This is a genomic window from Roseimicrobium sp. ORNL1, assembly GCF_011044495.1.
In the GTDB taxonomy this organism is placed as follows: Bacteria; Verrucomicrobiota; Verrucomicrobiia; order Verrucomicrobiales; family Verrucomicrobiaceae; genus Roseimicrobium.
Genome location: NZ_CP049143.1, coordinates 5,257,536 through 5,270,629, shown reverse-complemented (window position 1 = coordinate 5,270,629; position 13,094 = coordinate 5,257,536). Strand labels below are relative to the sequence as shown.

The window sequence follows — 13,094 nt, the reverse complement described above, 5'->3', positions numbered from 1 at the left end:
CTTGCTAAAGAGCCCCCGAGGCGCTGATTTACGACTCATGCCGGAGTGCGCATGGAGCCAGCGTGAATACTATAGATGTCGTCGCGCTTTGCAATCGCAAACGAGTTTTGTAGTGCACCGGGACGGCGTTCTGTGGTGGATTCCATGGCGAGATAGTCTTCATCCTCATCCTCATCCTCGCATATGCGGATTCGGACACAGTCGAATGCCCAATGAGCCAGACACTCTTCTGGCTTCGTTATCCAGAGCGTCACCAAGACCAGTTCATTGAACGGAGACACACGTAACTCCGCATGAGCTTCCCTCACTTGAAATTGAAAGCGGAATTCCGCGTCCTCTTCATAAGGCATTTCCGGCGCCGTGGCGAAAAATTTCGCCACCTCTTTGGGATTCCAGTCGGTCATTTGTCTTGTCCACTCCCTGAGTGGGGAGTGATCCTCAGGTGATACGCTGGAAGACTTTGAACTCACCAGCCCCGGTGCGCCAGGCCTCGACCCACGGCTCGGAATCGCGGAGGGTGAAGACCATCAATTGTTCATCCATCAGGTCGAGCCAGTCATCATCCGACATCGGAAAATGCCAGCCCCCGAGCACGGCGTAGATGTCCGGCGAACTCAGGTAAATGGGATACTCTCGCATCCATGCCTGAATATAAGCTTCTGCGATGGCGGCGCCCTTGAAGTTTCCATTGTACCGCCAAGTGCGGTCCCAGTTGTGCCACTCCAACCAATCTCCCACAGCCTCTGATCCTTTTGCAAACACCGCTTCGATCGGGGGCAGTACGGAAGCGGCGTGAGCGTAGAGAAGTGTTCCCGCCCGGTCGGGCCATGAGGGCGTGACTTCCACTCGACCGCCCACGCACTTTTCTTCATCGGTGAAAATGCTCACATACCCGGTGATTCCCGCCTCGGCACCGGGAATATGCTGGGCATCAATGGTGAGCCAGCGGCGAAAACCGGCGGAGTCCTCTGCGTCTCTTTCGCTGTCCAGCTCATACCATTCGGCAGCGGCGGGGCCGCTGCCGTCCGGGGTGAGGAAGACACAGGGACGCTGAAGCTTGCGACCCTCTTCGATGAGTTGATCCACAGTCATGGTCTCCGCCGCCAATAGCTCGCCCGGTATCTATCAACGGAACGACTTCGCGAAGTCATCTGACGTGGCCTTCGCCACGACCTTGGTCTTCTGGAAGGTGCTTTGCTCACCCTTCTCAAGAAGGATGCGCTCGTAGTCCGCGGAGGACATGGGCAGGTCGATGGTCTTGTCCTGCCAGGTGGAGAGGAGGATGGTGTTCGCCAGTTCCACACTGCGGATGCCCTCTTCCGCAGGGGAGAGGAGCTTCTCACCCTTCAGGATGGCGTTGGTGAAGTTCTGAAGAATCTCGATGTGCTGGCCGCCGCTGTTGTCGACGGGAATATCCATGTGCCAGCTCTCGGGCATGGCGAAGGCGGCTTCCGCCTTCATGCAGAATTCGCTCATGGGCTGGCGGTTCCGCTGGAAGTGGATGCGGGTGCCATCCGTCACGGTGAGGCGGCCCTTCTCGGCGGAGATTTCCAGGCAGTTGCGTCCGGGAGCTTCACCCGTGGAAGTCACGAAGGTGGCGGTGGTGCCGTTCTTGTACTGGAATACGGCGGTCACGTCGTCTTCCACTTCGATCTCGTGGAAACGGCCGAACTGGCAGAAACCGCGCACGCTGTCCGGCATGCCGAAGAGCCACTGGAAGAGGTCCAGGTTGTGGGGGCACTGGTTCATCAGCACGCCGCCGCCTTCACCCTTCCAGGTGCCGCGCCAGCCGCCAGTGGCGTAGTAGTAGTTCGTGCGGAACCAGTTCGTCACTTCCCAGTGCACGCGACGTACTTCGCCGAGTTCACCGCTGTCGATGAGGTCCTTCACCTTCTTGAAGACGGCGTTCGTGCGCATGTTGAACATGGCGGCGAAGATCTTCTTCTTGTCCGTGTGGGCCGCGATGAGGCGTTCGCAGTCCGCCTTGTGCACGGAAATGGGCTTCTCCACCAGGACGTGCAGGCCGGTCTTCAGGGCTTCGATGCCGATGGTGGTGTGGGAGAAGTGCGGGGTGCAGATGAGGATGGCATCGATGCGGCCGCTGTGGATCATCGCATTCACATCAGTGAAGGGCGTTTCGCCTTCGATGAGCTTCGGGAGCGTGCCGACGCTTTCACAGAGCGCGGTCACGCGGAGGCCCTCCACCTTGCCTGCGCGGATGTTCATTAGGTGGGCTTTGCCCATGTTGCCGAGTCCAACGATGCCGAGTCTCACTGTATCCATGAGGTTGAGCGTATAAGGGGGCTTCGCGGGGTGCAAATCCCAAATTATAAACATTAAATGACGTCCCGAAGTCATGCGGTGAAAGACTGGAAGTGATCCGGGATTTTAGTTTTTCGCTTGGCAAGTTATTCACATGGCTTGAAATCTTGGCTCATGGCAAAAGGTACCCTCCTCATCACCGGCGGCGCTGGTTACATCGGTTCCCACACCGTCAAGCAACTGCTCAAGCGGGGGGAGAAGGTTGTCGTGTTGGACAACCTCGTCTTTGGCCATCGTGATGCCCTGCCGCTGGATCGCGTGACCCTGGTGGAGGGGGATATGGCAGATGCCGCTCTGGTGGAGAAGCTTTTTGCCGAGCACCAGCCGGAGGCTGTCCTGCATTTTGCCGCTTTCGCTTACGTGGGAGAGTCGGTCACGGACCCGCTCAAGTACTACCGGAACAACCTCGCCGCCCCGCTCACTCTGCTGGAGGCCATGCAGCGTCACGGGGTGAAGGAATTCATCTTTTCCTCCACCTGCGCCACGTATGGGAATCCGCAGTTCATCCCCATGAACGAGACCCACCCGCAGGACCCTGTGAACCCGTATGGCGCCAGCAAACAAATGCTGGAGCGCGTGCTGAAGGATTGCGACACGGCTTGGGGACTGAAGTCGGTCTTCCTCCGCTATTTTAATGCCAGTGGCTGTGACCCCGATGGTGAGATCGGCGAGGACCATGATCCCGAGACGCATCTCATCCCGCGCATCCTCATGGCCGCGACAGGGGAGATTGAGAGCATCACCGTCTTCGGCACGGACTATCCCACGCCCGATGGCACCTGCATCCGTGACTATATTCACGTGAATGACCTGGCGGACGCCCATGCCCTGGCTCTGGAGCATCTGCGGAAGGGTGGCGAGAGCGTTGCCGTGAATCTCGGCACCGGACGAGGCTTCAGCGTGCGTGAAATCATCTCCACTGCAGAGCGGGTGACCGGGAAGACCATCCCTGTGACCTACGGCCCCCGCCGTGCGGGCGATCCCCCGGAACTGGTGGCCGACCCCGCCAAGGCCAAGGCCCTGCTGGGCTGGGAGGCCCGGCACAAAGAACCGCAAGAGCACATTGAATCCGCCTGGAAATGGATGACTGGTCCCCGGAAGGGACGCTACGCCGCTGTCTTGTGACATGATCCCACCTGCCCAGAGGAGTGCGAACGGCCGCCAGTCCTGGCGGCCCACGGGAGGGCTGGCCACACCGGCGGCATTCCCGCGATGAGCGCGCACCGTCAGGCCCAGCAGAAGCAGGCGAAGAGCCGGCGCACCGCCAAGGGGGGCGGCGGCAAGAGCGAAAAGATGCGCCTGAAAGCGGCGCATGAGAAGGAGCTCATTGACGCGCGCCGCAGCAATCCGAACTACGCGGAGCCCGACTTTCAGCAGGCGGGGGATGCCAGCTTCGTGGATGATGACTTCGACCCCATGGCCATCCCACCCACGGGGCAGAAGCGGAAGCTCGTGGTGGGTCTCTTCCTCGTGCCGGTGTGCATCGTGGCGGTGGTCACGCTGCTGGAGCTCTTCTTCCGCGCCACGGTGGATGGAAAATTCTGGAAGTCGGAGGGCTTCTGGTTCTTTGCCTTCGGCTGCATGCTCTGGTTTGTATTGGGTTGGTTCCGCATGCAGCCGGCCTGGCTCTATGTCTTCGCCCATGAGTTCACCCATGTGATCGCCACACGACTCAGCGGCGGGAAGGTGCACGCCATGCACGTGTCTGATGAGGGTGGTTATGTCGAGACGGACAAGACCAATGTGCTCATCACGCTCTCACCATATCTGGTGCCGCTCTATACCGTGGTGGTGTTTGCCATCTACGGATTGCTGGAGGCCTTTGTGGACATGCACGGGGATGTCATGTGGACCCTGCCGTTCGTGGACGTGACGATGTGGATTCGCTGGGCCTGGCTGGTGTATTTCTTCGTGGGCATGACGTGGTGCTTTCACATCACATTCACCCTTGAGGTGCTGCGCACCGAGCAGAGCGATCTCGCGCACAACGGGGAGTTCTTCTCCATCATCCTGATCTTCCTCACGAACCTGGCACTCGTTGGTGCCCTCTTCATCGTGGCGTCTCCCACCGCCAACTGGGCGGATGTGTGGCACGACGCCAGGGGAATGGTGGTGGCGGCATGGGAATATGTGCGCGCCCTGCGCTCGACCTGACGAAAGGATGGGTGAAGGCTTGACCCCGACTCCGCCATCCCCTAAGCGGTAGCACAGCCACCTTTCATGCCTGATCCTGCTGTCCTCACTGTTTCCGCTCTCACTCGCACCATCCGCTCACTCTTGGAGGAGCAGGTGGGAGATGTCTGGGTCGAGGGAGAAATCAGCAACCACCGTCTGCAGAGCTCCGGGCACCAGTATTTCACCCTGAAGGACGAAACGGCGCAGATCTCCTGTGTGCTCTTCCGCAATGCCGGCGCGCGCCTGCCCATGCCGCTGCGGGATGGCATGCAGGTGCAGCTCTTCGGCGGGCTCACCGTGTACGAGGCGCGCGGGAACTACCAGATCATCGTCCGCACCGTGCAGCCGAAGGGGCAGGGGAGTCTGCAGCAGCGCTTCGAGGCCCTGAAGCTGAAGCTCGCGGAAGAGGGCCTCTTTGACATGGAATGGAAGAAGCCCATTCCGAAATTCCCGCGGTGTGTGGCGCTGGTCACTTCACCCACGGGTGCGGCCATCCGCGACATGCTGAACATCCTCACGCGCCGCGCTCCCTGGGTGCGCGTGCTGGTCTTCCCCGTGCGCGTGCAGGGACAGGGCGCGGAACAGGAAATCGCAAAGGCGATTCAATTACTGAACCGCGCGGAGGAAATCGACCTGCCGGTGCCGGATACCATCGTCGTGGGACGTGGCGGTGGCAGCTTGGAGGACCTGTGGAATTTCAACGAAGAGGTGGTGGCCCGCGCCATTTTCGCCTCGGAGATTCCCATCATCTCGGCGGTGGGGCATGAGATCGATTTTACCATCGCCGACTTCGTGGCGGACCTGCGTGCCCCCACACCGAGTGCGGCTGCAGAGTTGCTTGCGCCCGATGTCACCGAACTACGCCGCCATTTCGAGGCGCTCGACAAGCGGCTCGCCTACCGGGTGAATACCACGCTTGAGCAGCATGAACGCGTGCTGGAACTCATGGACAAGGGCGCGCTCCACCGTGAGCCCGTGCGTTTGTTGCGTGATGCCGAGCAGCGTGTGGACGATGCGGAAAGCGGCTTCCATGATGCGCTGTCGGGTTTCTGGCGTGAAATCGAAGACACGCTCATCCACCACCAGCATGCGCTGGAGCGTTTCCAGCCCACTCGGCTGCTGAGTGACGCCGGGCATCGCATGGATCTCCTGCAGCATCGCCTCGCCAGCGTCGTGCGCCAGCGCATCAATCAAGAGGACGAACGCATCCGTGCCATGCGCAAGCTGCTGAAGAGCCTTGGCCCGGATGGCGTGCTCGCGCGCGGCTTCTCCATGACTACCGACCCCACTGGGAAGGCCATCTCGGATGCAACGAAGGTGCGCGTGGGAGACATGCTCATCACGAAGTTTGCCAATGGCAGTGTCTCCAGCGTGGCGACGGGGAATAAATGAGGCCAGGTCTCAAGGAGGAGGCGCGGGTCTGTGTTTCAAATGTACACGAACGTCAGGTAACGATCTCGAAGCTGTGCCGAAGGCTCTGGACTGCGTACAGCCCTGCTGCCGCTTTTCTAAAGTGCAGCCTGCTGCACGCCCTACCGCGACGAAGTCGCCAAGCTCTCCGGACATGTCACTTTATGTGCGAGTGTTGTCATCGCCGCAGCGGGCTGCGGACTCTTCAAAGCGGCAGCAGGGCTGCACGCAGTCCAAGGACTCTGCGCGTCAGCATCCGCACATTCGCCAGAATGTTTTCCTGTTCCCTTTGCGCTACGTTCCTTGATGGCACCCAAAACCCACCTCACCCTCGTTTAAGATCCTGGTATGCACCGCCACCTCCCGACAGGCGCACGTTTGTTATCATGGAGCCTGTTGCTCCTGATCATGGGCTTGCTGACAAGCTGTGTGGGATACGTCCCTTCTCACTCCGGTGAGAAGGTGCACCGCGACATTGTCTTCGCCCGGACACCTCAGCGTGATTTGAAGCTGAATCTCTACGTCCCGGAAACCAAGAGCAATGAGCCACCGCCCGTGGTGATCTGGATGTATGGCGGAAGCTGGAAGTTCGGATGGAAGGACATCCACGTGGTGCTCCGGGAGCTCTCCCGTCACGGGTTGGCGGTCGCTTCCATCGAGTACCGCTTCAGCAAGGAAGCTCCGTTCCCTGCGCAATTGCATGATGCACGCGCGGCCGTCGCGTGGCTGCAGAAGAATGGAGCGCGCTATGGCGTGGACGGCTCCCGCATCGGGGTGAGCGGAGAATCCGCCGGCGCTCACATCGCCGCGCTCCTTGGCGTTCTCGATGGCCCTCCGGATGTCCGCGCTGTGTGCGCCTTGTCACCTCCGGCAAATCTCGTCACGCTGTATGAGAAGCACGCGTGGACCGGAAACCGCACCATCGCCAATCTGATTCGGGCACGGCTACCGGAACACAATGATCTCGCCGCAGAAGCGAGCCCCACATTTAACGTGCGCCCGGGCGCGGCGCCCTTTCTGATTCTCCATGGCCGTCTTGATCCCCTTGTTCCCGTCCAGCAAAGCGAGGAGCTTGATGCCGCGCTGAAAAAGAACGGCGTGGAATCAACGCTCAAGGTGTTCCCGAACAAGGCACACTGGTTTAGCATTGGGCAAACCGAGGTCGCTGAGGTGGCGGAGTTCTTCCACCGTCATCTCGATTGAGCGTGGCTTTTGGGTGCTACAGACCGGCCTCCTTGAGCGATTTCATCATCCATTCGTTATTCCACTGCACGGCTGCACGAATCATTTCTTCTTCGTAGGGATTGCGGGCATTGTGACGCACCGACGGCTTCTGGAACAATTCGTCGAAGTGGAAAAAGGGACGCAGTTCCACTGGGATCTGCGGCCACATCTTCCAGGCCAGTAATCTTGGATCGATTGGGAGATTTTTGTCGGGTTTGTTCTGTCGCGCCCACACCTCGTAGAGGTCCAGCATGTCCGGCTTGAGACGGCAGCCGTCCGGAGTCATGCCGATAGTGCCATCGTCCAGCCTGAGCAGATAAGGCCAGAATTCGGGAGGGTAGGCTTTCAAGTCCTTCTCACCAAGGACCGGCCTCGGAGCGTCCACATTCATGGACATTTGGGCGGTCATGCGTTCCACGAACTGTTCACGTATCAGGTGTGTGGAGACTCCATTCTTCCAGACCTCGACACACTCCTTCCAGGTGCCAGGCAACTTCTGACCAAAACTCAATGAGCGGAGGGTGATGCCCAGCAAAAAGAAAGTGTCATTCACCTCCTTGACCAGGGGGATGAGATCTTCGAGTTGGTAGTCGTTCTTTGGCACCTTCACGGCGCGCCAAACGCGACGCGTGCGGATGGTCTTCAGGTGTTCCCCCCAGCGGCGATGGTCCGCCGAAATGGTCTGCAGCCAAAAGCATCCCGGGCTTATCGGGCCATGACTATGCGCGGGTGGCGCAACGCAATCCAGCCACGCATGCACGCGAGTGCCATCCGGAAGAGTGAGCGCGGTTTCTTCGCAGGGGTGGAACCCAGATAGCGTATGGGAGCCATCATGCTCTGGCACACACCGCATCAGCTCATTTCCCTGCGTGGCAAAGTCAGGTTTGCGCCGCCGGATGCGGAACATAATTCGCCCGATGTCGGGATTGTTCCGCAGAAGGTGCCGCAGCGCCTCGTAGCATCCTCCGTTGATGAGATTGAGCAGGAGCATGGGCGTGAGCGTGGTGCCCAGTCCCTTTGCTTCATACTTTCTCAATTGGGCTATGTGCTGGTCAGACGCGAGATTGCCCAAAAATGTAATGATGTGCCCGCCTTGGCCATCGCCTTGGAGAAAGAGAGGAATCTCCCATGGTTTTGCGAGAGATATTAGAGGTGAGAGCTTCTGATCCACCCACTGCAGGTCCTCCTCGCGGTATCCCATCGTGAGGTGCACTTCGGAAATGACCTTCCCCTTGTGCCCGTGGCTATTTTCTTCGTAGGGCTGGCCGCCTTCAAATGTCGCACCCAAATCCAGAAGCAGGTCCGCAAGAGCCCAGTCTCGCTGTTGGATGGCCAGCATCAGCGGCAGATTCCTCCCCGCACATTCGAGCCCCTGGGGATCTGCTCCATGCGACAACAGCAATCCGACGATTTTCTGTGCTCCTTCTCTGCTCTTTTCCCGCCCTTCTTGAATCGCATAAGAGAGGGCGCTGTGCCATTCGTTGAAGTTGCGCTCCAGGATCCAGCAGGGGATGTTGGGATTCGCACCACGCTCAAGCAGGAGCTGCACGGCTTCGGAGCGCACGCATCGAATGGCAGCTTCCAGGAGCACGTCGAGGACGCATGTACTTTGCTGCGAAAGCTGTTCCTCGAAGCGAAGTTGGTCCCGGTAACCGCTGAACCTTGGTACCGGACCTTCCGGCAAGTCATCCCGGTTGAGCAGGCATTGCAGCAGGGTGTAGTTTTTGCAGATGATCGCGTAGGCCCCAATTTCGGCTGCCGCCGGAGCCTCCAGCCCTGTCATAGGCAGGCGTTGAAGAATCCAGGTGGAGAGATCGTCTGCCTTCGCTGACGCGGAGAACGCATCGCCTTCCAGGAGTTGCATCGCTCCGGCGAGGAAATTTCCCTGCGCGGCGGGCGAGATTCTTGGCCAGAGCAGGTCGGCGAGGGTCCGTAGGTCGTGTCTGCCAGCCATCCAGGCACGTTGCTCGAAGAGAGGCGTGAGTTGAGCTACGGCATTTTCGGACAGGCTGAGAGCCAACTCTTCCAAGCTGTCCAACGTCGCATACCGGACCGCCGGGTCCCACATGCCTGCACAGCGCAACCTGAATCCGTAGTGCATCCAGTCCACGATGCCTTCGGGGCGTTCGGTGGTGGAACTGGCAAGGTCTTGGAGCAGTTCTGGAATGCTCCGGTTGTCTTCTTGCGGATTCATGGTGTGTCGTCTCGTTGCTGTGCCACGTCCGTGCTCGAGATGATGTCACGGCATGCCACTGCCTTCAGTGCAGCGGCGAAGTTTCTCCATGGCGAATATGGGGCCGCTGCACGGTTTTGCATCAAAGAACTTGGTCTGCCGTGAGCCAAAAAACAAACACGGCGTCCTTTATGGACGCCGTGTTTGTTCAGTTCAGTTCAATCTGTCGATTGCGGTCGTGAACTACAGGCTCTTGACCTGTACAGCACGGAAGCTCACCGGATCGCTGTGGCCGGCGAAGCCGAAGAAGCCGTTGGTGCGGTTCACACCGGGATGAGCTTTGGGAGCGTCGGGCTTGGAGCCCATGACCGTGGCCGGGTCCACCTTGCTGATGTCCGCGTCGAGGATCACGGTGCCATTGAGCTCCACTTTGATGTTGCTGCCCTGGACGGTGACTTCCTGGAAGTTCCACTCACCGGCGGGGCGGGTGTAGCCACGCTGGGCGGCGACCATGCCGTAGGCACTGCCGTGAAACTGGCGTGGGTCGAGCTTGGCGTACTTCTCGGCGTTGTCGTCGAGCACCTGGAGCTCGGTCATGCCCACATAGGCGGTGTCGCCCTGCCCGGGATAACGAATCGCCAGGCCGTTGTTGCCACCGGCGGGCACCTTGACTTCCACACGCGCGGCGAAGTCCTTCAGATCCTGGTTCCAGTACACCGTGCCACCCTTCTTGTCTTTGCAGCGGACCGCGCCATCCACAACTTCATAGTTCTCCAGGGGACCAGCCCAGCCATCGAAGTCCTTGCCATTCCACACGCTCTTGAATCCTTCGCCGCCCTTGCTGGAGAGGATCTTGTTCGCTTCTTCAGCGCCGATCTCGCGGAGGAAGATATTCCTCCAGCGGATTTCGCCGCCATGTGTCTGGAGTTGGATGGGACCCTTCGCAGGGATGGGGCGCTGCTGTTCCTTGGGAAGCTTCTTGTCGTAATAGTTTTCCAGGATGGCGTGGTCCACCACGAGTTGGTCGTTGAGCCAGGCGCTCACGCGGCTGCCCACCATGACGATGCGGAATTTGTTCCATTCGCCGAAGCCCTTGTCCGCCTTCACGAGCGGGTCCTTGCCGGGGTTGCCTGCGGCGTTGTTCCAGAGACCACCGGAGCCCTTGGGCTTGCCGAGGCCCACAGCCTTCTCATCGTTCTCGGTGGAGTCCCAGATCTGCACCTGGGGCACGCCGCGGAGGTAGATGCCACTGTCCGCCTTGGGCACGGTCTTGTACTCCACGAGGAGTTCGAAGTCGCCGTAGTCCTTTTCCGTGGTGGCGTAGTCACCGAAGCCGTCGTTCACCAGTTCATCACCTTCCACATACCAGTGGGGTTTGCCGGTCTTGTCGCTGACCTCCATCATCTTGGCGGTCCACTTTTCGATCTGCGCCTTGCGCTCGGCTTCCGGCATTTCGAGAAGCTTGCGATGGTCAAACGTACTGCCGCCGCGCCAGCCGCTGAGGTCTTTCTGGTTGAAGAGAGTCGTGAAGCCTGCGGGTGGTTCCGCGGCAGAGGTGAAGCCGGCCATCAAGGCAAAGGCGGAGAGTAAGAGAGTGCTTTTCATGAGTATGCAATCAATGCAGGACGACCTATACGCCCTCCATCGCAGGGTGTTTCGCGGGGAACTTCTAGGAAAATGCGCAATCGTGCGCTTCCTGTGCAGCAGCCTTAGTCCTGGCCTAATTTGCCACTGCGCCTGAGCGTGTCGCCTCGATGAAACGCCGCACCTTTTCGAGGCTCTTGACCCCAGGCGTCGCATCTTCCACGCCACTGGCCACATCCACCACCATCGGATGCACACCAGCCACCGCTTCCGCGACATTCTCAGGCGTGAGCCCGCCTGCGAGCCACAAGTTGCGCTCGGGATAGCGCTGGGTGAATTCCCGGGCGAGTCTCCAGGGAAACGTGTGCCCGATGCCACCGCGCATGCCGGGCTCATAGGCATCCAGCAGGATGTCCTGCGAGGGAAACGCAGCGATGCCATCGAGGCTGGATTCGTCCTTCACCTGGATGGCCTTGATGACCTTCAGGCCGCGCTGGATGAGATCCTCGCAGTAGTCGGGCGTTTCATCCCCATGCAGTTGCACATAGGCAAGGCCCACCGAAGCGGCAGTCTCCAAAACAAACGCCGCCTCCGCATTCACAAACAATCCCACCAGCTTCGTCGTCTGTGGAATCTCACGAGACCACACCGCGGCAGATACTGGCGGAAGATGCCGCTTTGATTTCGGCCAGAAGTTCAGGCCAAGGTAATCGGCCCCCAGCTCCGCAATCGCCACGGCCTGATCACGCTGCGTCACGCCACAGATCTTCGCCTGGCAAAGGGTGGGCGAAATCACGGACGTATCGGCAGGGGAGGGCGAGGTGGCTTGTGCTGAGGGCATCGGATCTGAAAACGATTACTGAATCACTGCCGCCCGCGGATTCAACCAATCCCTGAGGTTCGGTCGCGGCTGACGCTGGATTACTCCGCGGCCGCCGCTGGCTTTGCCGGTAGTACGCCGCCAGCCAGGTTCATCAGTACGTCGAGATTGAGCGGGAGCGGCACGGAACCACGGACGCGGGCATCGCTCTGAGCCATGCGGAAGGCTGCAGCATCCTCCGGCCGTGCTAGAAAGGCCACCGGCGGCGCGGTAATGACGTCGGCGTGCACCTTGGGATAGACTTTCGCGAGAAAGCGATCCAGCAGGATGCCAGTCAGGTCCGGGAGGTCGATGGCAAAGATGAAAAGCGCGTACTCCCGCTGCAGCGCGCGCTCAAAGGCATGCTCTGCGTTGGCGGCATCATCGATTTCACAATGACGGAAGGCTGTCAGCAATTCCCGGATGAGCCGGCGGTTCGGCAGGGATGCATCGGCAACAAGGACGCGCGGCGTAGGATCAGGCATGCCTATCCATAGAGAGAAAAAGCGAGTGTCAATCGCACAAAGTCCGCACGATGGCCGTCTGCAGGCGCGTAATTTCCGCTTGCCTTAACCCCCTACGTTCTCGACACTTATTCCCATGCCCCGCACAACCCCAGAGTTGGAGCCCCGTACCCCCCGTTCCAGCGGGGAGGAGCGCAAGCAGCGCACCATGTGCGAAAAAACGCGCAAGAGCCTGATTGAGAAGCTCGACAACTGGGAGGACCATCGTGTCTGGGATGAATTTTATCAGACCTACTGGCGCCTGATCTTTAGCGTGGCCACGAAGGCCGGCCTCACCCGTGAGGAAGCCTTCGATGTGGTGCAGGAGACCATTCTGGCCATCGCCCGCCAGGTGAAAAAAGGTCAGTACGATCCCCGCGCGGGTTCCTTCAAGGCGTGGCTCCTGCAGATGACCCGCTGGCGCATTCTCGACGTTTTCCGCGCCCGCAAACGCCAGCCTTCCCTCGCCGACCAGGGGAATGAACATTCTGAAAATGCCGAGCTCGCGATGGAGCGGCTGACGCACGAGAAGGACAACGTGCTCGAAAAAGTGTGGGACAAGGAGTGGAAGGACAACATCACTTCCGCCGCTCTCGAGCGGGTAAAGAGCCGTGTTTCGCCGCGCCAGTTCCAGATTTTCGACTGCTACGTGCTGAAGGGCTGGGGCGTGAAGAAGACGGCGGAGGTGCTCGGGATCAATGCAGCCCAGGTGTATCTCGCCAAGCATCGCGTCGGTGCCCTCGTTAAAAAAGAGGTGCAGGGACTCGAAAGCACCATGCTCTAGAGGCTTCGGGTCTGCTTGCGGGCCGACCCTTCGTTGTGGTTTTTATGCGGGCCCTGCTGG

The 13,094-nt window shown here is 59.8% G+C and carries 12 protein-coding genes; 5 read left to right on the top strand and 7 right to left on the bottom strand.

From position 1 onward, the window contains the following. Positions 1 to 35 precede the first annotated feature (35 nt). From G5S37_RS21325 to G5S37_RS21315, 3 genes are read right to left on the bottom strand one after another with little or no spacing between them, the layout of a single operon-like run. Positions 36 to 404 carry a hypothetical protein gene (locus G5S37_RS21325; RefSeq protein ID WP_165206463.1) on the bottom strand — a complete coding sequence of 123 codons (369 nt, stop codon included), beginning with the start codon at positions 402 to 404 and terminating at the stop codon, positions 36 to 38. Positions 405 to 438: 34 nt separating this feature from the next. Continuing rightward, positions 439 to 1,092: a hypothetical protein gene (locus G5S37_RS21320; RefSeq protein ID WP_165206462.1), complete on the bottom strand. Its 654-nt coding sequence runs from the start codon at positions 1,090 to 1,092 to the stop codon at positions 439 to 441. A 33-nt stretch (positions 1,093 to 1,125) separates the two neighbouring features. Continuing rightward, on the bottom strand, positions 1,126 to 2,283 hold the full coding sequence (locus tag G5S37_RS21315; RefSeq protein WP_165206461.1) for a Gfo/Idh/MocA family oxidoreductase: 1,158 nt from the start codon (positions 2,281 to 2,283) through the stop codon (positions 1,126 to 1,128). Between the two features lie 153 nt (positions 2,284 to 2,436). On the opposite strand from G5S37_RS21315, the gene galE reads away from it, so the two are divergent. From galE to G5S37_RS21295, 4 genes are all read left to right on the top strand, one after another. After that, positions 2,437 to 3,447, top strand: a complete 1,011-nt coding sequence (galE, locus tag G5S37_RS21310; RefSeq protein WP_165206460.1) for a UDP-glucose 4-epimerase GalE — start codon at positions 2,437 to 2,439, stop codon at positions 3,445 to 3,447. 87 nt (positions 3,448 to 3,534) lie between these two features. Then, positions 3,535 to 4,476: a hypothetical protein gene (locus G5S37_RS21305; RefSeq protein ID WP_165206459.1), complete on the top strand. Its 942-nt coding sequence runs from the start codon at positions 3,535 to 3,537 to the stop codon at positions 4,474 to 4,476. Between the two features lie 66 nt (positions 4,477 to 4,542). Next, positions 4,543 to 5,889, top strand: a complete 1,347-nt coding sequence (xseA, locus tag G5S37_RS21300; protein WP_165206458.1) for an exodeoxyribonuclease VII large subunit — start codon at positions 4,543 to 4,545, stop codon at positions 5,887 to 5,889. A gap of 366 nt (positions 5,890 to 6,255) precedes the next feature. Beyond that, on the top strand, positions 6,256 to 7,110 hold the full coding sequence (locus G5S37_RS21295; protein WP_165206457.1) for an alpha/beta hydrolase: 855 nt from the start codon (positions 6,256 to 6,258) through the stop codon (positions 7,108 to 7,110). Positions 7,111 to 7,126: 16 nt separating this feature from the next. Here the strand turns inward: G5S37_RS21295 and G5S37_RS21290 are convergent, their stop codons facing one another. From G5S37_RS21290 to G5S37_RS21275, 4 genes are all read right to left on the bottom strand, one after another. Continuing rightward, on the bottom strand, positions 7,127 to 9,325 hold the full coding sequence (locus G5S37_RS21290) for a hypothetical protein (RefSeq protein ID WP_165206456.1): 2,199 nt from the start codon (positions 9,323 to 9,325) through the stop codon (positions 7,127 to 7,129). Positions 9,326 to 9,547: 222 nt separating this feature from the next. Beyond that, on the bottom strand, positions 9,548 to 10,873 hold the full coding sequence (locus tag G5S37_RS21285) for a DUF1080 domain-containing protein (RefSeq protein WP_343229928.1): 1,326 nt from the start codon (positions 10,871 to 10,873) through the stop codon (positions 9,548 to 9,550). 151 nt (positions 10,874 to 11,024) lie between these two features. Further along, positions 11,025 to 11,729, bottom strand: coding sequence for a phosphoribosylanthranilate isomerase (locus tag G5S37_RS21280; RefSeq protein ID WP_165206454.1), 705 nt, complete (start codon positions 11,727 to 11,729; stop codon positions 11,025 to 11,027). 80 nt (positions 11,730 to 11,809) lie between these two features. After that, positions 11,810 to 12,232 (bottom strand): response regulator, encoded by a 423-nt coding sequence (locus G5S37_RS21275; protein ID WP_165206453.1) that lies wholly within the window; start codon positions 12,230 to 12,232, stop codon positions 11,810 to 11,812. Between the two features lie 115 nt (positions 12,233 to 12,347). Between G5S37_RS21275 and G5S37_RS21270 the strand changes: the two genes are divergently transcribed. Beyond that, on the top strand, positions 12,348 to 13,034 hold the full coding sequence (locus G5S37_RS21270) for a sigma-70 family RNA polymerase sigma factor (RefSeq protein ID WP_206026087.1): 687 nt from the start codon (positions 12,348 to 12,350) through the stop codon (positions 13,032 to 13,034). Positions 13,035 to 13,094 lie beyond the last annotated feature (60 nt).

What these genes read in the sequence shown, in the direction of transcription:
- G5S37_RS21315 (WP_165206461.1), bottom strand. Translation starts at nt 2,283, where the DNA reads ATGGATACAGTGAGACTCGGCATCGTTGGACTCGGCAACATGGGCAAA.
- G5S37_RS21270 (WP_206026087.1), top strand. Translation starts at nt 12,348, where the DNA reads ATGCCCCGCACAACCCCAGAGTTGGAGCCCCGTACCCCCCGTTCCAGC.
- G5S37_RS21295 (WP_165206457.1), top strand. Translation starts at nt 6,256, where the DNA reads ATGCACCGCCACCTCCCGACAGGCGCACGTTTGTTATCATGGAGCCTG.
- galE (WP_165206460.1), top strand. Translation starts at nt 2,437, where the DNA reads ATGGCAAAAGGTACCCTCCTCATCACCGGCGGCGCTGGTTACATCGGT.
- G5S37_RS21280 (WP_165206454.1), bottom strand. Translation starts at nt 11,729, where the DNA reads ATGCCCTCAGCACAAGCCACCTCGCCCTCCCCTGCCGATACGTCCGTG.
- xseA (WP_165206458.1), top strand. Translation starts at nt 4,543, where the DNA reads ATGCCTGATCCTGCTGTCCTCACTGTTTCCGCTCTCACTCGCACCATC.
- G5S37_RS21290 (WP_165206456.1), bottom strand. Translation starts at nt 9,325, where the DNA reads ATGAATCCGCAAGAAGACAACCGGAGCATTCCAGAACTGCTCCAAGAC.
- G5S37_RS21305 (WP_165206459.1), top strand. Translation starts at nt 3,535, where the DNA reads ATGAGCGCGCACCGTCAGGCCCAGCAGAAGCAGGCGAAGAGCCGGCGC.
- G5S37_RS21285 (WP_343229928.1), bottom strand. Translation starts at nt 10,873, where the DNA reads ATGGCCGGCTTCACCTCTGCCGCGGAACCACCCGCAGGCTTCACGACT.
- G5S37_RS21275 (WP_165206453.1), bottom strand. Translation starts at nt 12,232, where the DNA reads ATGCCTGATCCTACGCCGCGCGTCCTTGTTGCCGATGCATCCCTGCCG.
- G5S37_RS21320 (WP_165206462.1), bottom strand. Translation starts at nt 1,092, where the DNA reads ATGACTGTGGATCAACTCATCGAAGAGGGTCGCAAGCTTCAGCGTCCC.
- G5S37_RS21325 (WP_165206463.1), bottom strand. Translation starts at nt 404, where the DNA reads ATGACCGACTGGAATCCCAAAGAGGTGGCGAAATTTTTCGCCACGGCG.